We start from the raw sequence: 20,318 nt of genomic DNA, 5'->3' as shown, positions 1-20,318 counted from the left end.
ACACGTCAACTGGACGCCGAAGGCTGGCTGCAGCGAAGCGTGTTCGAAGTGAGGGCCGGGTCGAGAGTGTCGTCCCTCGACCCGCCGTGCGGAACTCCGGTCCGTGCATGGGCGGTCGGCCGCCCTTGGGGTCGTAGACGTGCGGGGGGCTTCGACAGCCGCAGGACGCGATCCGAACGAAGGCGCCCGACCACTTCGACGGGCAGCTCCCGCAGGACCCAGGCCAGGCGCATCGCGTCGTAACCCGCGTCCGTCACGACCAGTACGTCCCGGTCACCCTCCTGCCAGTGGCCAGCCGCGACCAGGCGCTCGACAGTGGCCCGCAGTTGGTCGGCAGTGACGGCCGCGGCGTCATCTGCAAGGCCGAGTCGGACCGCGTCCAGGACCTGCGTCCACGAGGAACGGTCCGGGGTGAGTGCGGCAACGAACGAGTACGGCCGGCCCGCGTCGGGCTGTCCGCCCATAACAGCGCGTCGGTCAGCTCGAAGAACGCATCCGCCCGCGCAGATAGGCACCTGTAGAAGGCCGCCCGGAAGCGGCACAGTTCCGCGAGCGCCTCCCGCCCGTCGATCTGCGGCGACACACTCACTCTGCGGCCTTCCTGCTTAACTCTCGCACTCAGTAGCAGAGTTCAGCATCGCGAGGATGCCCAGCCCCCAAGCCCGGCGCCTACCGAAATCCGTCTCAAGTTCGAGGCCTGTTCAAGCCCGCTGAAAATGGAGGAGATCGAAATCAGGGCTGCGGGTGGTCCCCGGTGGTGCCGTCGAGGAGTTCACGCACGATGTCCATGTGGCCCGCGTGCCGGGCGGTGTCCTCAAGCATATGGATGAGGACCCAGCGCAAGGACACCCTGTTGCCGTTCCAGGCAGTGCCCAGGTCGTCGAGGTCCAGCTCGGCGATCGTCGCGTCCGCGGCTGCCCGAGCCCGTCCGTAGAACTCCACGATCTGTACGGTGGTTTCACTCGCGGCCACGAGCATGTCTTCCGTGAAGGGATCGAACCAGAACGGCTCGGTCTCGCGTCCGAACGTCGTGCAGAACCACCCGTACTCGACGGTCGCCAGATGCTTCACCAGGCTCAGCAGATTCGTCCCTGATGGAGTCATCGGCCGCCGTAGCGCGTCATCGTTCAACTCATCGAGCTTCCAGAGGACCGCATCGCGGTGCCGGTCGAGGCTCGCGTGCAGACTCTGCTTCTCACTGCCGTTGAACGGCACATGCTTGATCATGCGCGGAACGTAGCAGCGTGGTCTGACAACAGCTGTTCTGGCACGTGGTCGGTGCCCCGTCGTGCCCTCGAAGATCGCGTGAACGGAGATCAGAGCTGGCAAACTGCTCGGCATGGAGAAGATACGTCTGCCTCATTCGGGGCTGGGGAACGGCAAGGTTCCTGTCAGCCATGCCCCGAGTGGCTTGGCCACGGTGGTGGAGATGAAGAGCGGGATTCTCTCGAGCCTCTTCGTATACGGAGTGATCGATACGCCCGAGCAACTCGAGAAGGGAGACATGCTTCTGACGCACGGCACAGGCAGCAGACACCGTGCACGGGCCCTCGTGCCCAGGGAATACACCCATATCGCTGTCGACAAGTCAAAGGTTGGCTCGTTCCCCCGTTGGAGACTCGGATTTCGCGCGTCCGACTCGCTGTCGACGTTGATGAAGCATGCCGAAGGCCGCCACCCAGACGTCCTGCAGTACACCGGCGGGCGCGGCACGGCGAAGCTGGACGTGGACGACGGGTACGTTTACATCAAGCACCGTTCACCTAGCGGCGAGGGCGAAGAGGAACTCCACCACAGCAGCGGCCCCTTCCGCGGCACCTTCCAGCTGCCAGGCCCTGGCCTGATCATGGTGGACTGCCTCGCGCGCTGGTCGGTCACGTTGCGGTGATGAGTAGCGATGTTCCCAAGGCCGGCAAGCCTCATAGGGGCGTCGGCCCGGTCGACGGCATGCTCGGCGAGCAGGCGCGCCTCCCGGGTCCGGTCCATGCTGATCTGGATCGGCGCCTGCCTCTGAGCGACCGAGCTGTCAGTCGCCTGGTGAATTGCCCCGGCGACGTGTAGGCAGCCCCGCTCTTCTGGCACCCATCGCGCCCGACCGAGGGTGGGCCGGGCGCGACGTCCGCGGCGCACGCGCGCGCTCGGGCCATACGCTCAGGCCCTACCGGTGTGCCCTCGCTGTACTGTCGCCCCGGCGCGTTTCAGCCGTCGGACCGACAGAGGGGACCGCTCTCGCTCCCGCGGTCCCGTTTCATCTGGCCTGCGGGAGGAGGAGGGTTCCGTAGGCGACGATCACGGCGGGGCCGGACAGTTGCATGGTCCCGCCGGGCAATACGGTGACCTCGAGGGCGCCGCCGGGGAAGCGGACCGTGTAGGTCGCCGTCGCGGTGCTGCGGCGCCGGTGGCGGTGAGCCGCGACAGCCGCGCATGCGGCGGTGCCGCAGGCTGGGGTCTCCCCCACACCGCGCTCGTGGACACGAACTTCCAGTGTCCGATCGTCCAGAGCCGCGACAAGGCTGATGGTGATGCCTTCCGCAAACGCGGCGGCCGGAGCGACAGAGGGCGGGGGACGCAGGTTGAGACCAGGATCAAGGGCGTCGAGGAACGTGACGGCATGGGGTGTACCGACGTCCACGTGAACGGCGGGGCGCCGTGAACCGGCGGCTGTCACAGTGAGGTCGTAGGGCGGCAGGATGAGTGGCGGGGGCATCCAGGTCCGTACCGCAGCCTGGGGCCGCGAGTTCGTGGCGTCTGCTTGGACACGACGGAGGCCGGCTCGGGTGGCGATGGTGTGCTCTCCTGGCCTGCACAGGCCGGTGTCCACAAGGTAGCGGGTAAGGACCCGTAGACCGTTGCCGCACATCGTGTCCCAGGAGCCGTCGGCGTTACGGACGTCCATGAACCACGAGACGCCGGACGCCGGAGCCTGGGCGCTGGTCCGCGTGCTGCATGCGGTGAGATGGAGCAGGCCGTCACTGCCGATCCCGACGTGGCGGTCACAGATGGCGGCAACATCATGCCCGGACAGGCGCAGGCGCGCCGCCGGGTCATCGAGGATGACGAAGTCGTTGCCGAGGCTATGGCCTTTGGCGAAAGGTACGGCCCGGCCTGGCGGCTCTGAACCTGCGAGTGTGAACTTGGCCGACATGAAAGCGTCACATACCGCGCGACAGGCAGACGAACCTGCGGGCAGCGCCTTTCCACCCCACCGGCCGAGCCCTTTGAGCCAAGGGGCAGACCAGCCACGGATTCCCGACCGCGCCGACGCGGTGCGGCTCTGCGAGGAGCTGACGCAGGATCCTGACGAACGCGTCGCCCTGGGAGCCCGCGAGCTGAACGAAACCCTGAGCGGGATCTACTGCGTTCTTCACCCCGAATAGTGCGAGGGCACACGGCACCGTAGGCGCCCAGGCGCTCGACGACCGCCTGGCACGCTCACACGGGCCGCGTGGGTGCGGCGCGGCCCTCCACCTCCGCTCAACGAGCAGACCTGCCCCTTTTGGGCGTGTAATGGATCCCGGGGGAATCGGAACCCACCGCCTGCGAGGTGTTCCATGTCCGAGAAGACCGTTGCCTTCCCTCAGGACCGAACCTGCCCCTACCAGCCGCCAGCGGCCTACGACCCCCTACGGACGGGGCCGCCGATCTGCCGGGTCACCCTCTTCGACGGCCGCTCCGCCTGGCTGGTCTCCGGGCACGCGGAAGCGCGCGCCTTGCTCTCCGACGACCGGCTCTCCGCCGACCGACACAACCTCTCCTTCCCGGCCTCCAGCAGGCGTCTGCAGGACGCGCGGGGCTACGCCGCCCTGTTCGGCGCCGACGACCCCACCCACAACACGCAGCGGCGGATGCTCATCCCGCGCTTCGCGCTGAAGCGCACCCAAGCGCTGCGTCCCTGGATCCAGGAGACCGTGGACGGGCTGATCGAGTCGATGACCGCGACCAGCCCTCACGCTGAACTGGTCGGCGACTTCGCTCTGCCGCTGGCATCGATGGTGACCTGCGAGGTACTCGGCGTCCCGTATGCGGACCACGAGTTCTTCGTGATCCAGTCCCGGCGGCTGCACAACGGCCCGGAAGCCGCCGACGTGGACGACGCCCGCACGCAGCTCAACGGCTATCTCCACAAGCTCATCGAAGACAAACGTCAAAAGCGGGGCAGCGGGCTGCTGGACGAACTGATCGTCCAGCGCCTGGAGACCGGCGAGATCGATGTCCAGCAGCTGGCCGACCTGACCTCGGCCCTGCTCGTCGCGGGTCACGAAACCACCGCCAACATGATCGCGCTCGGCGCGTTCACCCTACTCAGCCACCCCGAGCAACTCGCCGAGCTGCGCGACGACCCCTCCCTGATGCCGACGGCGGTGGAGGAGCTGATGCGGTTCCTGTCGATCGCGGACGGCATGTTCCGCGTGGCCACCCAGGACATCGATATCGGCGGGGTGACCGTCCGCACCGGCGACGGGGTGATCTTCTCCACCTCGGTGATCAACCGTGACGAGGCCGTCTTCGACGAGCCCGACACCCTCAACTGGCACCGGCCTACCCGGCACCACCTGGGATTCGGCTTCGGCGTCCACCAGTGCCTGGGCCAGAACCTGGCCCGTGCAGAGATGGAGATCGCACTCGGCACCCTCTTCGAACGGCTGCCCGGGCTGCGGCTGGCGGGCGAGCCGGGTCAGATTCCGGTCAAGCCCGGGCACGACACCATCCAGGGCGTCGTCGAACTTCCCGTGACGTGGTGAGCGTTCCGACGCCTCCTCATCTCGCGAGTAGCCAATTGCGCGTGGCGGGTGCCGCAGTCTGGTCCGGCCAGCCGTGTGCCACCGGTCCCCTGTCCAGCTCACGCTCCGGCACGGCGAACAGTTCGTCGCTGAGCACCGGCAACGACCCGGGCCCCCTTGAAGCCAGGGCTCTCGGCCCGCCCTGGGACCAGGCTCTGCGCCGGCGCCGCACCGGCCGGACATTGACCCGCAACTCGTGCGCGATGACCGTGTTCTCCTCGCCCGGGGCGAACCGCTCGGCTGCCTCCAGCCGCCGCCTCTCGCGAAAGGCCCGTCGCTCGTCGGCCAGCCCGCCCCCTTACCTGACCAACAACCTCCCCCTACACCTCGGCGACCATCAGCATCAGACCCATAACCCCGGGTCAACGCACCCGACCCCGCGGCTTCAGCGCCACCGGCGGCAGCTCCGGGGCGGGTAGCGGCGCGCCGTCGTAACCCTTCACCTCGCCGAAGCGGGAACCCGTCATCCAGTCACCTCGCGCCTGCTCGATCTCCTCATGGCTGCGGCCCACGAAGTTCCACCACATGACGAGCTCCTCCTCGAACGGCTCGCCGCCCAGGAGCATCAGGCCCGCCTCCGACTCCGCGCGCAGGGCGAGTTCCGTGCGGCCGCAGCCCAGGTAGAGCATCGAGCCGGGGAGGACGGGTACGCCGTCGACGTGGGTCTCGCCCGACATGGCGAGGACCGCGTACTCGAAGTCCCGTTCCAGCGGGAGGCGTACGTCCGCGCCGCGGGACAGGGCGAGGTCCGCGCCGACGATCGGTGTGTACGTCGTGCCGGGTGACGTCGAGCCGTCCAGGGTGCCCAGGAGGAGCGTCGCGGTCAGGCCGGGGGCCGTGATCCGCGGCAGCTCCGCGTGGTGCTCGAAGTGCGGGGACGTGTGGCGGTCGCTGTCGGGCAGGGCCACCCACAGCTGCGCGCCGTGCAGGAAGCGGGCGTGCGGGCGCGGGCTCTCCTCGGAGTGGGAGATCGCGCGCCCCGAGGTCATCAGGCCCAGCTCGCGGGGGCGGATCGTCTGCAGGCCGCCGGTGGAGTCGCGGTGCAGCACCTCGCCGTCGTGCAGCCAGCTGACGGTCTGCAGGCCCATGTGCGGGTGGGGCGGCACCTGCATGCCGGGCTCGTCGGCGATGTCGTCGGGGCCGTAGTGATCGACGAAGCACCAGGCTCCGACCATGCGGCGCCCGAGGTTCGGCAGCAGGCGACGGACCTCCGTGGACTCGCCGAGGGTGACCCGCCGCGGGCTGAGGAGCTCCCGTACCGGTTCCGCGACGACGAATCCCCGGCCGCCGCACAAGGAGGGGACCGCCTCGCGATCGAGATTGCTCATGCCGCACAACCTAGCCCCGCGGGCGCCCGGGAGGCAGTCGGCTATCCGCCACCGCCTGTGCCCGGCACCCCTGAAAGCGGTCGTGGAATATTCAACTACACGGGCTCGTTGCAGGCCACCAAGGAGGAACAATGACCTACTACGACCACGGGACCGCGGCCGAGCGCTGGGAGCGTGCGCAGCTCTTCTTCGACGCCAAGGAGTACGCCACGGCGGCCCGCATCCTCGACACCCTGGCCGACGAGGCGCCGGAGCAGGTCGCCCCGCGGCTGCTGCTCGCTCGCGCCTACTATCACTCCGCCCAACTGGGGCGCGCCGAGCTGGCGTTGTGCAAGGTGATCGAGCTCGACCCGGTCGAGAGCTACGTCCGGCTCATGCTCGGACGCACCCTGCAGCGGCAGAACCGCCCCGACGACGCGGCGCCCCACCTGCGCATGGCCGCCGCGCTGAACGGGGACTTCGCGAAGGTCTGAGGCGCGGCTCACCTCCACAGGGCCTCGGCCGCGGCCGCCCCCGCGAACGCCGCGCCGAGGCCCGCCGACACGCTTCCCAGCGCGTTGGCCGCCGCGTAGAACCGGTTGCCGCTCTCGGCGAGGCGCAGTGTCTCGTACGAGAAGGTCGAGTACGTCGTCAGCGCCCCGCACAGGCCCGTGCCGAGGAACAGCTGGGCGTGCGACGACGCGGCGCCCGCCACGACCGCGCCGGTCAGTACGCCGAGGATCAGGCAGCCCGCGACGTTGACGGTGAGGATGCCCCAGGGGAAGTCGGTGCCGTACCGTTTCCGCAGAGCCACGTCGGTCAGGTGGCGCAAGGGTGCGCCGATCATGCCGCCGACGATCACAAGCAGCCAGTTCACGCCCGCCGCCCCACTGCCGCCGCCGCCCGGCGCGTCGTCCACACCGCGCCCCACACCGCCGCCAGCGCCGCGATCAGGGTCAGGGCCAGGTAGGCGAGGCCCGTACGGGCGTGGCCGTCGCGTACGAGGCGTTCGATGTCCACGGCGTACGTCGAGAACGTGGTGAATCCGCCGAGGAAACCCGTGCCGAGGAACGGCCGTACCAAGGGGTGGGCCGTCCGCACCTCCGTGACCAGCACCATGAGGACGCCGATCGCGGCGCAGCCCGCGGCGTTCACGAGGAGCGTCGGGAAGGGGAAGCTTTCGGGGGCCGTCGGCCACCCCAACGAGACCGCGTACCGGGCCGCCGCGCCCAGGCCGCCGCCCGCGGCCACCGCCGCGACGACCCTTCCTTCGTCCCGCGTCAACGTTCCTCCTACTCGCCGGCGCCCGTCACAGGGCGCACCCGTTCGCAAGTAGGGACCGTTGGCGGCGCCGTCGCCGCGGTTCGGGTACGGCGAGCCCCACCGCCGCGCGGCGCGTCCGCGCCGCTCCGCTCAGGTTAACCGGCCCGGACGGGCGCCGTGTCGTCAGCCACGCGAGGGCCGGGCCTGCCCGGACCATCAGCCCGGACCTGCCCGGGCCATCACGCCACGTCGCGGAAGCAGGCCACCAGCGCGTCCACGGTGTCCTCCAAGCGGCCCTCGCCGCAGTGCGCCGCCCGCTGCCGTTCCGCGCCCGTGCCGCGTGCGCGGAGCCGTGCCCAGGCCGCCCGGGCCCAGGCGTCGTCCCCGTTGTCCTCCAGGGCCGGGCGGACGTGGGCGTAGAGCCGGTCGGCCAGGACCGGAGCGGGTTCGAGCCGGTGCGTGTGTACGTCGAGGCCGTGGCCGCGCAGGCCGTCGCGGGCCGCCCGCCAGTACGCCGCCCGCAGCACCTCCGGCGCGGGGTTCAGGACCGGCTCACCGGCGTGCGCGGCGCGCAGTTCCGTCAGCGCCAGCGCCCTTACCAGCGCCGCGTACAGGACCGTCTCCCCCGCGGTCATCTGCGCGTCGGCCACGCGGATCTCCAGCGTCGGCAGATGCGACGAGGGCCGTACGTCCCAGTAGAGGCCGCTCGGGTCCATGACCGCCCCGGTCGCGTGCAGGTGACCGACCAGTTCCTCGAAGTGCGCCACGGAGTCGAAGTACGGCGGCGGTCCCGCGACCGGCCAGCGCGCCCAGGACAGGGTCCGCCAGCTCGCGTAACCGGTCCAACGGCCCGACCAGTACGGTGAGTTCACGGTCAGCGACACCAGCACCGGCAGCCACGGCCGCAACCGGTTGCTCACCTCCAGGGCCGTCGCCCGGTCCGCGATGCCGACGTGGACGTGGCAGGCGGCCGCGCACTGCTCGTCGTCCAGCGCGCGGAACACCGCCAGGCTGTCGGCGTAGCGCGGCCCTCGGGTGAGCGGGAGCGGCCGCAGCTCTCCCAGTACCGGTGCGCCGGACGACACGACCGCGAGCCTCTGCCGCCGCGCCGCGTCCGCGACCGCGCCACGCATCGCGTTGATGTCGTCGGCGAGATCGGCCAGGCGGGTGTGCGGGCTCGTCCTCGCCTCGACCTGGAAGCGGGTGATCTCGTCGCCCACCTGTTCCTTGCCGAGCCGCTCGGCGGCCAGGGCGGCCACCTGTGCGCCATACGGACGTACCTCACGCGACGCAGGATCGACGAGGAGGTACTCCTCCTCCACCCCGAACGACATCCGTCCCTCGGCCCTCATGGACGGGAGCTTCTCACGGCGGGCGGCACGGGCGCAGGACCGCGTGGCTGCGGGGGCGACCGTCGGGTGGCTAGAGCGTGACCTCGCCGGCGCGGATCGCGCGCACCAGGCCCGTCACGAGGTTCGCGCGTTCGGCCATCGCCTCGACCACCACGTACTCGTGGTCGGCGTGTGCTCCGCCGCCGGCCGCCCCGAGGCCGTCGAGCGTCGGTACGCCGAGCGCGGCCGTGAAGTTGCCGTCGCTGCCGCCGCCGACCGCCCTGCCCTCCAGGCCCGGCATCAGCCGCTGGGCCGCCGCGAAGAGCCCGGCCGCCGCCGACTCGGGCATCGGGGGGCGGCCGATGCCTCCCCGGACCGTGATCCGTGCCCCTTCGAGGCGAGGAGTCAGGGCGGCGAAGGCGGCTTCGACACGGTCCTTCTCCTCCGCCGACTCCACCCGGACGTCGACGACGACGGTCGCCTCGGCGGGGACGACGTTGTCCAGCGTGCCCGCGGAGGCGACGGTCGGGGTGACGGTCGTGCCGATGCCGGGGCGGCCGAGCGCCTCGATGGCGAGCACCTGATGGGCCGCTTCGACCAGGGCGTTGATGCCCGCCTCGGGTTCGAGACCCGCGTGCGACGCGCGACCGGTGACGGAGACTTCGAACGTGCCGCAACCCTTGCGGCCCGTCTTCACTCCCCCGCCGTCGGCGGCGCCCTCGAACACCAAAACCGCGCCGCACGCACGGGCGCGTTCCTCGATGAGGGCGCGGGATGAGCCGGAGCCGACCTCCTCGTCCGCCGTCACCAGGATCTCGACGCCCGAGCGGTCGTCGAGCGCCGCCAGGCCGTGCACGGCCTGCACCAGGCCGCCCAGCATGTCGAAGACGCCGGGGCCCGTGGCGTGCCCGTCCGCCACCGCGAACGGGCGGCGGGCGAGGGTGCCGAGGGGGAACACGGTGTCGTGGTGGCCGAGGATCAGGACGCGGGGGTCGCCGCCCGCCGACCAGTGCACGTGCGGGCCCGCGTCGCTCCGCACGAGCGCCGCATGGCCTCCGAGCCGGGCCTCGATGACGCCCGCGACGGTTTCCGCAGACTCCGTCAGGGCGTCGCGGTCGCGCGAAGGCGACTCGACTTCCACGAGGGTCCTGAGGTCTTCGATCATCGCGTCGACACTCACGTCGACCGGCTCGCGCATCGTCACGCCCGACAGGGTACGTGCGCGCTCACGCACCGCCCCTGGTGGGACCGCTCCGGCGTCCGACGGGCCCGGACAGTTGTGGTGGCCAGGCCTCCGGGGCGAGCATTCCGAGTACGTAGGCCCTGGCCACCAGCGCCGTGCGGTTCGGGACGCGCAGGCGGCGGCAGAGGCGCGTGAGGTGGTAGTTGACGCCGTCGACGCCGATGCCGATCGTGCGCGCGACGACGGCTGTCGTGGCGCCGCCCGCGACGAGGCGCAGGACGCGGGCCTCCTGTGCGCTGAGGGCGGGGTGGGCGAGCTCGTCCTCCGCGTCCGTGCCCACCGGCCGACCGGCGCGGGCCGGGGTGCCGTTCCCCGAGGGCCGCTCCCGCTCCTCCGCCACGCGCAGCGTCACGATCAGGGGCGGGGTGTCCTCCAGCGGGTCGGTGACGGGTTCGACGGTGACCTGTCCGTGGCGGACCGTGCCGCGCGCCTTCCAGCACGCCTCGACCGGGTAGCGGGACCTGCGGCCGGAGCGCATGGCCTCGTCGAGTTTGCGGAGCTGCTCGCTGTTGGTGGGGGTGAGCAGGTCGAGCAGGAGCCGGTTCGCCACGCGGCCCGGCTGGAGTCCCAGGGCGCCGGCGAAGGCGGGGTTGGCGACGGAGACGAGCCCGTTCGTGCCGGCGATCGCGGTCGGCGTCGGGGAACGGTCGAGGAGCGTGAGGAACCGCCCGCGCCACACGGCGGCGTCGGCCTCTCCTTGCTTCGCCGCGGCTGCCTCCGACGCGCCGTCCACCGCCCCGCTCGACTCCTTCTTCACGACCGTTCCTCCCTCTCTTCACATCCGCACCCGCCTCCGTCGCGCACAACCCATTCGCGTCCCCCGCGCAAGCGCCGGGGCGGAAAAGACCCCTACAAGATTATGTAGTCCTCGCCCGGAACCGCCGCTCGCCGGACGCCACCGTGGATAGCGCGCGCCCCACCTGCCGGGTGCGCAACTCCTCCGTGTCCAAGGGAAGGGGCCCTGTCGCCATGCGCGAAGAACACGCCGCCGAAGTGCACACCGTCGAAGAACACACCGTCGCGGAACACACCGTCGAGGTCCGCGGGCTCCGGGATGATCCGGGCCTCGTGCTGCCCACCGTCGACGTGACGGCCGCCGGGCCGACCGCGACTCCGATCCAGCAGTCCGTGGAGCTCGCGCGGCGGCACGGGCCCCTGTACGTCCGCCGGTACCACGGGCGCGAATCGGTGTGGGCCTGCTCCTTGGAGCTGGTCGAGGAGCTGTCCGACGAGACGCGGTTCGCCAAGGGGGTCGGGCCCGCCCTGGAGAACGTCCGCGGCATCGCGGGCGACGGCCTGTTCACGGCGTACAACGAAGAGCCGAACTGGGCCAAGGCGCACGACATCCTGCTCCCCGCGTTCGCCATGAACTCGATGCGGACCTACCACCCGCACATGCTGCGCGTGGCCCGGCGCCTCATCGCCTCCTGGGACGGCAGGTTCGCGGCGGGCGCGGCCGAGTCCGCGCCGGTGGAGGTCTCGGAGGACATGACGAGGATGACGCTGGACACCATCGGCCTGTCCGGCTTCGGCTACGACTTCGAGTCGTTCGGCCGCACCGACCCGCACCCCTTCGTGCAGGCTCTCGTACGGGGCCTGGCGCACAGTCAGGCGAAGCTGGCCCGCGACCCCGCCGGTGACTACGCCGCCGACGACGCCGCGTTCGAGGACGACGCCGCCTTCCTCGCCCGGGTCGTCGACGAGGTGATCGAGACCCGCAAGGCGTCGGGCGACACCTCCGCCGACGACCTGCTCGGCCTGATGCTCAACTCCCCGCACCCCGGCAGCGGGGAGACCCTGGACGAGGCGAACATCCGCAACCAGGTCATCACGTTCCTGATCGCCGGGCACGAGACGACGTCCGGCACGCTCGCCTTCGCCCTTCACCACCTGGTCAAGAACCCGGCGGTCCTGCACCTCGCGCAGGCCGAGGTCGACGCCCTGTGGGGCGACGACCCGGATCCCCAGCCGACGTACGAGGACGTGGGGAAGCTCCGGTACGTGCGGCAGGTGCTCAACGAGGCGCTGCGGCTGTGGCCAACGGCGCCCGCGTTCCAGCGCAGGGCCCGCGTCGACACGACCCTCGGCGGGCACCCGGTGAAGGCCGGACAGTACGTGGTGGTGCTGACGCCCATGCTGCACCGGGACCCCGTCTGGGGCGACAACGTCGAGGAGTTCGACCCCGAACGCTTCGCCCCGGAGACGGAGGCGGCCCGTTCCCCGCACGCGTACAAGCCCTTCGGCACGGGTGAACGCGCCTGCATCGGGCGGCAGTTCGCGCTGCACGAGGCGACGATGCTGCTCGGCATGCTGGTGCACCGCTACCGGTTCATCGACCGCGCCGACTACCGCCTGAAGGTCAAGGAGACCCTCACCCTCAAGCCCGACGGCTTCACCATGACGCTCGCGGCGCGGACCGCCGAGGACCGGGCGCGGAGCCGGACGGCGGCAGGGAGCGCACCGGGCAGTGCCGTCCTGCCGCAGACCGGTCCTGCCGCGGACGGCCTGCCCACCCGCGCGGTGCCCGGGACCGCCCTGACATTGCTGCACGGCTCCAACTTCGGGACCTGCCGCGGGTACGCCGAACAGCTCGCGGACCTCGCCGCCGGCCTCGGCTTCGACGCGCGCGTCGCCCCGCTGGACGACGCCGCCGACGCGCTGCCCGCCGACTCCCCCGTCGTGATCGTCACGGCCTCCTACAACGGCAAACCCACCGACGACGCACGCGAGTTCATGTCCTGGCTGACCGGGGCCGCGCCGGACGCGGCGGCCCGTGTGCGGTACGCGGTGCTCGGCGTCGGCGACCGCAACTGGGCGGCGACGTACCAGCAGGTGCCCACGCTCGTCGACGACGGTCTCGCCGCCGCGGGCGCGACCCGGCTCCTTGCGCGCGCCGAGGCCGACGCGTCCGGCGATCTGACCGGGGCCGTGGACCGCTTCACCTCGGCGCTCCGCGAGACGCTGCTGCGGGAGTACGGGGACCCGGAGAGCGCCGGAGCCACCGCGACCGCCCCCGAAACCAGGGTCTACAACGTCGTCGAGGTGTCCGGCGGGCCGCTTGACGCGCTGGACGCGCGGCACGGCACGGTGCCGATGACCGTCACGGAGGCGGCGGACCTCGCCGACCTCAGCCATCCTCTGGCCCGTCCGAAGCGGTTCCTGCGGGTGGCGCTCCCTGACGGCGTCACGTACCGCACCGCCGACCACCTCGCCGTGCTTCCGGTCAACGACCCCGCGTCGGTCGAGCGCGCGGCGTCCGCGTTCGGCGTCGGCCTGGACACGGTCCTCAACATCCGGGCACACCGCCGCGGCCGCACCACCCTGCCGCTCGACCGACCGGTCGCGGTACGTGAACTCCTCTCCCGATACGTGGAGTTGGGCGACGCCCCCACCGCCGCACAGGTGGCCCTGCTCGCCGAGCACAACCCGTGCCCGCCCGAGCGGGCCGCCCTGGAGCGCCTGGCGGCCACCCCGGACGAGCTGTCCGCACGACAGGGCAGCCTCCTCGACCTCATCGAGGACCACCCGGCCCTGCGCGGCCAACTCCCCTGGCCCGTCCTGCTCGAACTGCTGCCGTCCGTCCGCGCCCGCCACTACTCCATCTCGTCGTCACCCGCCGTCGCGCCCGGCCACGCCGACCTGATGGTGTCGCTCCTCTCGGCACCGGACCGCTCCGGACGCGGCACGTTCCGCGGTACGGGTTCCTCGTACCTCCACGGCCTGCGGCCCGGCGACACGCTCCACGCGCGCGTGCAGCCCTGCCGCGACGCCTTCCGCGTCCCCGCGGACGCCCACACCCCAGTCATCATGATCGGCGCGGGCACGGGTCTCGCCCCCTTCCGCGGCGCCATCGCGGACCGCCTGGAACTCCTCCGCGACGGCACCCGCCCGGCGCCCGCCCTCTGCTACTTCGGCTGTGACCACCCCGACGTCGACTACCTCCACCGCACCGAACTCGAAGCGGCGGAACGCGCGGGAGCGGTGTCGATGCGCCCGACGTACTCCAAGGCTCCCGAGGGCGAACTCCTCTTCGTCCAGCACCGCATCGCGGCCGAGTCCGAGGAGCTCTGGCACCTTCTGGAGGCCGGGGCCCAGGTCTACGTCTGCGGTGACGGCGCCCGCATGGCTCCCGGTGTCCGTGCGGCGTTCCAGGCCCTGCACATGAAGCACGCGGGCGCCGACACCTCACAGGAGGCGTCGGAGGCGTGGTGGCGTGGGCTCGTCGCCGAGGGGCGGTACGTGGAGGACGTCTATGTGAGCGCCTGAGGGGGCGGCGGCGGAGCTGCCTCGACGCTGCCCAGCCACAGCACGTCACGGGCCCGAGCAGCCGCCACCCGCGCTCGGTCACAACGAGGAGCTGGGCGGCGACGCGCTGCAGCCCTTACCGGGCGTCTCAGCCCCTGTACGTCTCGAGGAGCCGGAGCCACACCTCGCTGATCGTCGGGTACGCCGGGACCGCGTGCCACAGGCGGCTCAGCGGGATCTCACCCGCGATCGCCATCGTCGCCGAGTGGATGAGTTCGCCCACTCCGGGGCCGACGAAGGTGACGCCGAGGAGGATCTCGCGGTCCAGGTCGACGATCATGCGGGCGCGGCCGCGGTAGCCGTCGGCGTAAAGGCCCGCGCCCGCCACTCCGGACATGTCGTAGTCGACGGCGCGGACGCGGTGGCCCGCGGCTTCGGCTTCCGCGAGGGTCAGGCCCGCGGAGGCGGCCTCGGGGTCGGTGAAGACGACCTGCGGGACGGCGGCGTGGTCGGCGGTGGCGGCGTGGGCGCCCCAGCGGTCGGTCTCCAGGAGCGGGACGCCCTGGGCGCGGGCGGCGATGGCGGCGCCCGCGATGCGGGCCTGGTACTTGCCCTGGTGGGTGAGGAGCGCGCGGCGGTTGGCGTCGCCGACCGCGTAGAGCCAGTCGCTGCCCTCGACGCGGAGGCTGTCGTCGACCTTCAGATAGCTGCCCGGTTCCAGGCCGACCGTCTCCAGGCCGATGTCGTCGGTGCGCGGGGCGCGGCCCGTGGCGAAGAGGATCTCGTCGGCCTGGAGGGTGGAGCCGTCGTCCAGGGTCGCCGTCACCACGCCGTCCTCGCGCCGCACCGCGCTGACCGAGACGCCCTGGCGGACTTCGGCGCCCGCCTCTGTCAGGGCCTCCTGCACCAGTTCCCCGGCGAACGGCTCCATCCGGGGCAGCAGGCCCCCGCCGCGTACCAGGACCGTGACCTGCGACCCGAGGGCCTGCCACGCGGTCGCCATCTCGACGGCGACGACACCGCCGCCGACCACCAGGAGGCGGCCGGGGGCGTGGTCGGCGGCGGTGGCCTCGCGGCTGGTCCACGGCTTGACGTCGGCGAGGCCCGGCAGATCGGGCAGGGCGGCGCGGGTGCCGGTGCAGACGGCCACGGCGTGGCGGGCCCGGAGCGTGTGCGCGGTGCCGTCCGTGCCGGTGACCGTGACCTCGCGGGGGCCCGCGATGCGGCCGTGGCCCCGGTACAGGTCGACGCCGATCCCTTCCAGCCAGCCGACCTGGCCGTCGTCCTTCCAGTGCGAGGTGTAGTCGTCGCGGTGCGCGAGGACCGCGGACACGTCGAGTGGACCCTGCACGGAGTCGCGCAGGCCGGGCACACGGCGGGCGTCGGCGCGGGCGATGACGGGGCGCAGCAGGGCCTTGCTGGGCATGCACGCCCAGTAGGAGCACTCGCCTCCCACGAGCTCGCTCTCCACGATCGCGGCACTGAGGCCCGCGGCGCGGGCGCGGTCCGCCACGTTCTCCCCCACAGGGCCGGCTCCGATGACTACTACGTCGTACGTGATGGCATCCGTCATGAGGACAGTGTGTCGGCAGGTGTGCGCCGTGGCCACACGGGTACGCGCGCCGGACACGCCCCTGCGCGCGCGGCACCTTCCGCGCGTGCGACCAGGCGGAATACGTCCGCACGATCGGCCGTTGTGCACAGCGGCCACGCCCCAAAAGGAAGTAGGGACACACCATGAGCACTGTGGAGCTCACCAAGGAGAACTTCGACCAGACGGTCACGGACAACGGATTCGTCCTGATCGACTTCTGGGCGGAGTGGTGCGGGCCCTGCAAGCAGTTCGCCCCCGTCTACGAGAAGGCTGCCGAGGCCAACCCCGACCTGGTCTTCGCCAAGGTCGACACGGAGGCGCAGCCGGAGCTGGCGCAGGCCTTCAACATCCAGTCCATCCCGACGCTGATGATCGTCCGCGATCAGGTCGCGGTGTTCTCCCAGCCGGGCGCGCTGCCGGAGGCCGCCCTGACCGACGTCATCGGGCAGGCCCGGAACCTGGACATGGACGAGGTCCGCCGCCAGGTCGCCGAGGAGCAGGCCAAGCAGCAGGGCCAGCCGGAGCAGTAGGACCAGGAGAAGCAGTAGGGGCTGTGGGCTAGGGCCTGTGTCGGAAGTCCCGCCGTCCGCCCGGAGGGCGGGCCCCGCGGCGTCCGGTACGTGCGATCGCAAGGCGGAGGGTCGCCCCGATACTGGTTGTATCGGGGTGTCCCGACAACGCCGCGAGGGCGCGTGCCGGGCGTCGCGGGGCAGGCGGGACTTCCGACACAGGCCCTAGCTGGACTCGCGGTGCACGACGTCCGCTCCGAGGACGTCGTGCACTTCGGGTTCCGCGCCCGGGTCGCGCACCACGCGGTCGACCAGTTGGGCGAGGCCGCGGCCCGACGGCAGTTGTATGCGGACGGTGCTGAGGCGGGGGCGCAGCAGTTTGCCCAGCATCAGATCGTCCGAGCCGAGTACGGCGGTGTCCTCGGGTATGTCGATGCCCTCGTCCTGCAGCGCGCGCATCAGGAGCATCGCGTACTCGTCGTTGTAGGCGAAGACGGCGTCGATGCCCCGGGCGCGGCAGCGCGCGGCGAGCCGGGCGGCGGACGCCTCCTCGTAGGCGAGGGGCAGCTCGGTGACCGAGGCGCCCGCGGTACGCGCCCGCTCCACCGCCTGGCGGACCCCTTCGAGACGGGGCTGCGAGAAGGGTTCGAGGCCCTCTTCCTCGGGCACGACGACGCCGATGGTGCGCCGGCCGCGGGCCAGGAAGTGCAGGGCCGCCGCCTCGCCGACCCTGCGGCCGTCCATGAGCAGGGCGTGCGCGCCCTCGACGCGGTGCGGGCCGAGGGTGAAGACGGCCTTGGCGCCGGACCGCTTCAGGACCGTCACACCGCGCGGGTTGAGCGCGGAGGCGTCGGGTGCGAGGACGGCGACGGGGCGCAGCTCGGCCCAGGCGCGGGCGGCGTCCTCGCCGGTCAGGCCGAGGCTTGCGTACTGGACGACGGTGTAGTCGAAACTGCTGAGCGCCCACTGCAGTTCGTTGAAGAACCGGCTGAAGAGCGGGCCCATCGGGATTTCCGGCGTCGGCATGAGGACCATGCGGCTGTGTCCGGCGCGGAGGCTGCGGGCGGCGGCGTGCGGGACATACCCGAGTTCCCTGGCCGCTTCGTGGACACGGCGGCGGGTGGGTTCGCTGATCCGGACGGCGCTGGTGTTGTTGAGGACGTACGAGACGGTCGCACGGGAGACGCCCGCCAGGCGGGCGACGTCGGCGCTCGTCGGCACGGAGCGCTGTGCGGGCTGCTGCTTCGGTATCTGCACCATGGCGGGGCCAATCCTTGCAGACGGCGCCGGGGGCGCTTGCGGCGGGCGGTGGAGCCGACCGGTGCGGGCGTGGGCGCGCGGTGCCGGTGCGTGGCGCGGGCGCCCGGCGCGAACTCCCCAGCACGCGTCCCGCGTTGGTCCGGAGTGACACGCGTCCGCGTTGGCCCGGAGTGCGGCCCCACCCTCACCGCGCGGCCGTCACCGCCCCGGCCACCGGCCACAGCACCCTGTTCTCCGTACGGATCCGTACGACGAGCCAGGCCGTATTGGCGAGGGTGAAGAGCAGGGCCGTGACCCACGCGGTGTGGACGAGGGGCAGGGCGATGCCCTCGACCACGACGACGAGGTAGTTGGGATGCCGCATCCAGCGGTAGGGCCCGGTGGTGACCAAGGGGAGCGTGGGCACGACGATGACGCGGGTGTTCCACTGGGGCCCCAGTGCCCGCATGCACCAGCCACGGCCTGCCTGGGCCAGGGCGAGGAAGGCCAGGCAGGGCCAGCCGATCAGTGGCATGAAGGCGCGGTCGGCGAGGGCGGCCTCCGCGAGGATGCCGACGAGCAGGCAGACGTGGAGGACGACCATTGCGGGGTAGTGGCGTTGTCCGTACTCGGCGCCGCCTCTGTCGAACGCCCACCGTGCGTTCCGGCAGGCGACCGTCAGTTCGACCAGGCGCACGGCGGTGACCGCGGCGACGAGAAGGAGCAGGCTCGCCGGAAGCGTCACGCGGTCGTGAGCCGGTCGCGGCGTTCGGCGAGTGTGCGGTATCTGGTGGCGCGGTCGGCTGCCTCTTGCAGGTGGGCGCCGATGTCTTCCTGGGCCCGTCGGCCGACCGGAGTGAGTCCGGTGGCGTCGACGGCGCCGAGCATGCGGACGAAGGGGACGACGATGTCCCTGTGGTAGGTCTCCGGCGAGAGGATGCCCGACCTGGCCATGGAGCTGATCAGCCGGCCGAAGCCGGGCGCCCCGTGGCCCGGGGGACGGAAGGTGCGCAGGACTTTGGACACGGCCTGGAGGGTTCGGTCCGGGTGCATCGTCATGCATGCCTGGAGGACGGTTCGGTAGAACAGCATGTGCCGGTTCTCGTCCTGGGCGATGCACTGCATCAGTGCCGCACACACCGGTTCGTCGCACAGTCGACGGATCCCCTGATAGCTGACGCGCGTACCGAGTTCCTGGACCGTGACGTAGACCAGGGAGGCGATCAGGTCGCCGCGGTAGTCGATTTCGTAGCCGTGCTGCATGTGCCTGGCGCGGTCGTTCTCCAGCGCGACAGGGTCGGCGTTGCGGGTGACCACCAGGTAGTCGCGGATCGCGGTGCCGTGCCGGTCCTCCTCGAGCGTCCATCGGTTGACCCAGGTGCCCCAGGGGCCGTCCAGCGACAGCATCTCCCCGATGACCCGGTGGTAGCTGGGCAGGTTCTCTTCGCTGAGCAGGTTGTGGATCAGGCCGTCCCGTGCCGCCGCGTTCAGTTTCGGCTGGGAGGGGTCCCACGGCTCCCCTCCGAGGAGCCCGTCGTAGTCGCGGCCCTGGCTCCACGGGATGTACTGGTGCGGATACCAGTCGACGGTGGTCCGGAAATGGTTGTCCAGGGCCTCGGTCACCACCGGTTCGAGGTCGATCAGGATGCGTACGTCTTCAGGGAGGGCGCGCATGGTCACCGTTCTTCTCGTGCGGTCCGTCGGGTTCGGTGGGCCGGTCCGCTACCAGCTGAGGAGGACCAGTTCGATGGCGAAACCCGGGCCCATGGCGGCGACCAGGCCGGGGGCGTTCGGCGGTGGGGGCGCTTTCATGGCGGCGTGCAGGATGTCCAGTACGGAGACGGACGAGAGGTTGCCGTGCTCGGCCACGGACCCGCGGGTGAGTCGCAGGGCGCGCGGCGGCAGGTCGAGGGCCTGCTCCACGGCGGTGAAGACCTTCGGGCCGCCGCCGTGGACGATCCAGCTGACGATCTGGTCCGGCGTCAGCGCATGCCGCTCGAGGAGGCTGTGGACGGCTGTGGGCAGGTGCTCCCCCGTCAGCGCGGGGACTTCCGGGGCCAGCAGGACCCGCAGCCCGTGCGAGCCGATGTCCCAGCCCAGGACGTCCTCTGTGCCGGGGAGCAACAGGCTCTGGGTGTCCACGAGAGCGGGCCCGGCGGAATCGGTGTCCCGATCGGCTCCGGTGGCCACGACGGCCGCGGCGCCGTCGCCGAAGAGGCTGCCTGCGACGACGTTGGCGACGGCGGAGTCCGCGAACTGGTAGGCCAGGCTGGACAGTTCCACGGCGAGCAGGACGGCGACCTGGCCGGGGTGGGCCAGGAGGTAGTCGTGGAGCCGCGCCAGGCCCACGGCGCCGCCCGCGCAACCGCTGCCGAACAGCGGGACGCGCTTGACGTCCGGACGCAGCCCGACCCGATGGGCGAGGCGGGCCTCCAGCGAGGGCACGGCGAGGCCGGTGACGGTGGTGCTGATCACCGCGTCGACGTCCTGCGGACGGATTCCTGCGGCGCGCAGGGCGCCGGTGATCGCCTGCTCCCCCAGGTCCAGGGCCACGTCGAGCCACATGCGGTTCTGTTCGGTGAAGTTCTCCTGGCGGGCGAGGTCGACCAGCTTCTCCAGCGGCATCGCCAGGGACCGGGTGTCGATGCCCGAGCTGTGCGCGATCTTGCGGAGCACGAGAGCGCCCGCTTCGGACTCCAGCGCGGTGGTGCGGGCCAGGGTGGCGAGGATCTCCCGCTGGGGGTAGGTGTAGGGCGGGAAGACGGTCTGGATGGCGGCCACCCGTGGGGCGGTGGCCGACGAGGGT

At 71.6% G+C, this 20,318-nt stretch carries 20 protein-coding genes; 6 read left to right on the top strand and 14 right to left on the bottom strand.

What is annotated here, in order from left to right; all coding sequences use genetic code 11:
* Nucleotides 1-5: 5 nt before the first annotated feature.
* Nucleotides 6-383 (bottom strand): transposase, encoded by a 378-nt coding sequence (locus NOO62_RS39375; RefSeq protein WP_414931040.1) that lies wholly within the window; start codon nt 381-383, stop codon nt 6-8.
* Here NOO62_RS39375 and NOO62_RS39370 point away from each other — a divergent pair.
* On the top strand, nt 288-521 hold the full coding sequence (locus NOO62_RS39370) for a hypothetical protein (protein WP_414931045.1): 234 nt from the start codon (nt 288-290) through the stop codon (nt 519-521). The genes NOO62_RS39375 and NOO62_RS39370 overlap by 96 nt on opposite strands.
* Before the next feature lie 211 nt (nt 522-732).
* Here the strand turns inward: NOO62_RS39370 and NOO62_RS36160 are convergent, their stop codons facing one another.
* Entirely contained in the window at nt 733-1,227 is a 495-nt protein-coding gene (locus tag NOO62_RS36160) for a DinB family protein (RefSeq protein WP_268775015.1), read from the bottom strand.
* A gap of 112 nt (nt 1,228-1,339) precedes the next feature.
* On the opposite strand from NOO62_RS36160, the gene NOO62_RS36155 reads away from it, so the two are divergent.
* Nucleotides 1,340-1,888, top strand: coding sequence for a hypothetical protein (locus NOO62_RS36155; RefSeq protein ID WP_268775014.1), 549 nt, complete (start codon nt 1,340-1,342; stop codon nt 1,886-1,888).
* Between the two features lie 360 nt (nt 1,889-2,248).
* Here NOO62_RS36155 and dapF read toward each other — a convergent pair whose 3' ends face one another.
* A complete protein-coding gene (dapF, locus tag NOO62_RS36150; RefSeq protein ID WP_268775013.1) occupies nt 2,249-3,145 on the bottom strand; it encodes a diaminopimelate epimerase in 897 nt (298 codons plus the stop codon).
* Between the two features lie 406 nt (nt 3,146-3,551).
* On the opposite strand from dapF, the gene NOO62_RS36145 reads away from it, so the two are divergent.
* A complete protein-coding gene (locus tag NOO62_RS36145; protein ID WP_268775012.1) occupies nt 3,552-4,742 on the top strand; it encodes a cytochrome P450 in 1,191 nt (396 codons plus the stop codon).
* 401 nt (nt 4,743-5,143) lie between these two features.
* Here the strand turns inward: NOO62_RS36145 and NOO62_RS36140 are convergent, their stop codons facing one another.
* A complete protein-coding gene (locus NOO62_RS36140; RefSeq protein ID WP_268775011.1) occupies nt 5,144-6,109 on the bottom strand; it encodes a pirin family protein in 966 nt (321 codons plus the stop codon).
* Nucleotides 6,110-6,240: 131 nt separating this feature from the next.
* Here NOO62_RS36140 and NOO62_RS36135 point away from each other — a divergent pair, with 131 nt between their 5' ends.
* Nucleotides 6,241-6,582 carry a tetratricopeptide repeat protein gene (locus tag NOO62_RS36135; RefSeq protein WP_268775010.1) on the top strand — a complete coding sequence of 114 codons (342 nt, stop codon included), beginning with the start codon at nt 6,241-6,243 and terminating at the stop codon, nt 6,580-6,582.
* Nucleotides 6,583-6,590: 8 nt separating this feature from the next.
* Here the strand turns inward: NOO62_RS36135 and crcB (NOO62_RS36130) are convergent, their stop codons facing one another.
* The 5 genes from crcB (NOO62_RS36130) to NOO62_RS36110 all read right to left on the bottom strand — a co-directional run bounded on the left by crcB (NOO62_RS36130) (nt 6,591) and on the right by NOO62_RS36110 (nt 10,682).
* A complete protein-coding gene (gene crcB / locus NOO62_RS36130) occupies nt 6,591-6,965 on the bottom strand; it encodes a fluoride efflux transporter CrcB (RefSeq protein WP_268775940.1) in 375 nt (124 codons plus the stop codon).
* Nucleotides 6,962-7,420, bottom strand: coding sequence for a fluoride efflux transporter CrcB (gene crcB / locus NOO62_RS36125; RefSeq protein ID WP_414930947.1), 459 nt, complete (start codon nt 7,418-7,420; stop codon nt 6,962-6,964). The genes crcB (NOO62_RS36130) and crcB (NOO62_RS36125) overlap by 4 nt, the downstream gene beginning before the upstream one ends.
* Before the next feature lie 170 nt (nt 7,421-7,590).
* The gene (locus NOO62_RS36120; RefSeq protein ID WP_268775008.1) at nt 7,591-8,703 is read right to left on the bottom strand and encodes a glutamate--cysteine ligase; all 1,113 of its coding nucleotides are present in this window, start codon (nt 8,701-8,703) and stop codon (nt 7,591-7,593) included.
* 70 nt (nt 8,704-8,773) lie between these two features.
* Nucleotides 8,774-9,880 carry a M20/M25/M40 family metallo-hydrolase gene (locus tag NOO62_RS36115; RefSeq protein WP_414931038.1) on the bottom strand — a complete coding sequence of 369 codons (1,107 nt, stop codon included), beginning with the start codon at nt 9,878-9,880 and terminating at the stop codon, nt 8,774-8,776.
* Between the two features lie 28 nt (nt 9,881-9,908).
* Complete coding sequence (locus NOO62_RS36110; protein WP_268775006.1) at nt 9,909-10,682, bottom strand: PAS domain-containing protein; 774 nt, start codon at nt 10,680-10,682, stop codon at nt 9,909-9,911.
* Between the two features lie 212 nt (nt 10,683-10,894).
* Here NOO62_RS36110 and NOO62_RS36105 point away from each other — a divergent pair, with 212 nt between their 5' ends.
* Nucleotides 10,895-14,191, top strand: coding sequence for a cytochrome P450 (locus NOO62_RS36105; RefSeq protein ID WP_268775005.1), 3,297 nt, complete (start codon nt 10,895-10,897; stop codon nt 14,189-14,191).
* Nucleotides 14,192-14,318: 127 nt separating this feature from the next.
* Here the strand turns inward: NOO62_RS36105 and NOO62_RS36100 are convergent, their stop codons facing one another.
* Nucleotides 14,319-15,743 carry a dihydrolipoyl dehydrogenase family protein gene (locus NOO62_RS36100; RefSeq protein WP_268775004.1) on the bottom strand — a complete coding sequence of 475 codons (1,425 nt, stop codon included), beginning with the start codon at nt 15,741-15,743 and terminating at the stop codon, nt 14,319-14,321.
* Between the two features lie 164 nt (nt 15,744-15,907).
* Between NOO62_RS36100 and trxA the strand changes: the two genes are divergently transcribed.
* On the top strand, nt 15,908-16,294 hold the full coding sequence (gene trxA, locus NOO62_RS36095; protein ID WP_268775003.1) for a thioredoxin: 387 nt from the start codon (nt 15,908-15,910) through the stop codon (nt 16,292-16,294).
* A gap of 204 nt (nt 16,295-16,498) precedes the next feature.
* On the opposite strand, the gene NOO62_RS36090 is transcribed toward trxA, so the two are convergent.
* The 4 genes from NOO62_RS36090 to NOO62_RS36075 form a co-directional block, all read right to left on the bottom strand.
* A complete protein-coding gene (locus NOO62_RS36090) occupies nt 16,499-17,533 on the bottom strand; it encodes a LacI family DNA-binding transcriptional regulator (RefSeq protein WP_268775002.1) in 1,035 nt (344 codons plus the stop codon).
* Between the two features lie 184 nt (nt 17,534-17,717).
* On the bottom strand, nt 17,718-18,257 hold the full coding sequence (locus tag NOO62_RS36085) for an isoprenylcysteine carboxyl methyltransferase family protein (RefSeq protein ID WP_268775001.1): 540 nt from the start codon (nt 18,255-18,257) through the stop codon (nt 17,718-17,720).
* Nucleotides 18,254-19,186, bottom strand: coding sequence for an acyl-ACP desaturase (locus NOO62_RS36080; RefSeq protein ID WP_268775000.1), 933 nt, complete (start codon nt 19,184-19,186; stop codon nt 18,254-18,256). Before NOO62_RS36080 ends, NOO62_RS36085 begins: the two co-directional genes overlap by 4 nt.
* Before the next feature lie 48 nt (nt 19,187-19,234).
* Nucleotides 19,235-20,293, bottom strand: a complete 1,059-nt coding sequence (locus NOO62_RS36075) for a type III polyketide synthase (RefSeq protein WP_268774999.1) — start codon at nt 20,291-20,293, stop codon at nt 19,235-19,237.
* Nucleotides 20,294-20,318: the final 25 nt, after the last annotated feature.

The sequence above is a fragment of the Streptomyces sp. Je 1-369 genome, from assembly GCF_026810505.1.
Classification (GTDB): Bacteria; Actinomycetota; Actinomycetes; order Streptomycetales; family Streptomycetaceae; genus Streptomyces.
The sequence above is the reverse complement of the archived record's forward strand: the minus strand, read 5'-3'. Positions and strand labels throughout refer to the sequence as shown.

Excerpts from the sequence above, each read along its gene's own strand:
- trxA (WP_268775003.1), top strand. The coding sequence starts at position 15,908 with ATGAGCACTGTGGAGCTCACCAAGGAGAACTTCGACCAGACGGTCACG.
- NOO62_RS36120 (WP_268775008.1), bottom strand. The coding sequence starts at position 8,703 with ATGAGGGCCGAGGGACGGATGTCGTTCGGGGTGGAGGAGGAGTACCTC.
- NOO62_RS36100 (WP_268775004.1), bottom strand. The coding sequence starts at position 15,743 with ATGACGGATGCCATCACGTACGACGTAGTAGTCATCGGAGCCGGCCCT.
- NOO62_RS36135 (WP_268775010.1), top strand. The coding sequence starts at position 6,241 with ATGACCTACTACGACCACGGGACCGCGGCCGAGCGCTGGGAGCGTGCG.
- NOO62_RS36145 (WP_268775012.1), top strand. The coding sequence starts at position 3,552 with ATGTCCGAGAAGACCGTTGCCTTCCCTCAGGACCGAACCTGCCCCTAC.
- NOO62_RS36080 (WP_268775000.1), bottom strand. The coding sequence starts at position 19,186 with ATGCGCGCCCTCCCTGAAGACGTACGCATCCTGATCGACCTCGAACCG.
- NOO62_RS36105 (WP_268775005.1), top strand. The coding sequence starts at position 10,895 with ATGCGCGAAGAACACGCCGCCGAAGTGCACACCGTCGAAGAACACACC.
- NOO62_RS36115 (WP_414931038.1), bottom strand. The coding sequence starts at position 9,880 with ATGCGCGAGCCGGTCGACGTGAGTGTCGACGCGATGATCGAAGACCTC.
- NOO62_RS36090 (WP_268775002.1), bottom strand. The coding sequence starts at position 17,533 with ATGGTGCAGATACCGAAGCAGCAGCCCGCACAGCGCTCCGTGCCGACG.
- dapF (WP_268775013.1), bottom strand. The coding sequence starts at position 3,145 with ATGTCGGCCAAGTTCACACTCGCAGGTTCAGAGCCGCCAGGCCGGGCC.
- NOO62_RS36160 (WP_268775015.1), bottom strand. The coding sequence starts at position 1,227 with ATGATCAAGCATGTGCCGTTCAACGGCAGTGAGAAGCAGAGTCTGCAC.
- NOO62_RS36155 (WP_268775014.1), top strand. The coding sequence starts at position 1,340 with ATGGAGAAGATACGTCTGCCTCATTCGGGGCTGGGGAACGGCAAGGTT.
- NOO62_RS36140 (WP_268775011.1), bottom strand. The coding sequence starts at position 6,109 with ATGAGCAATCTCGATCGCGAGGCGGTCCCCTCCTTGTGCGGCGGCCGG.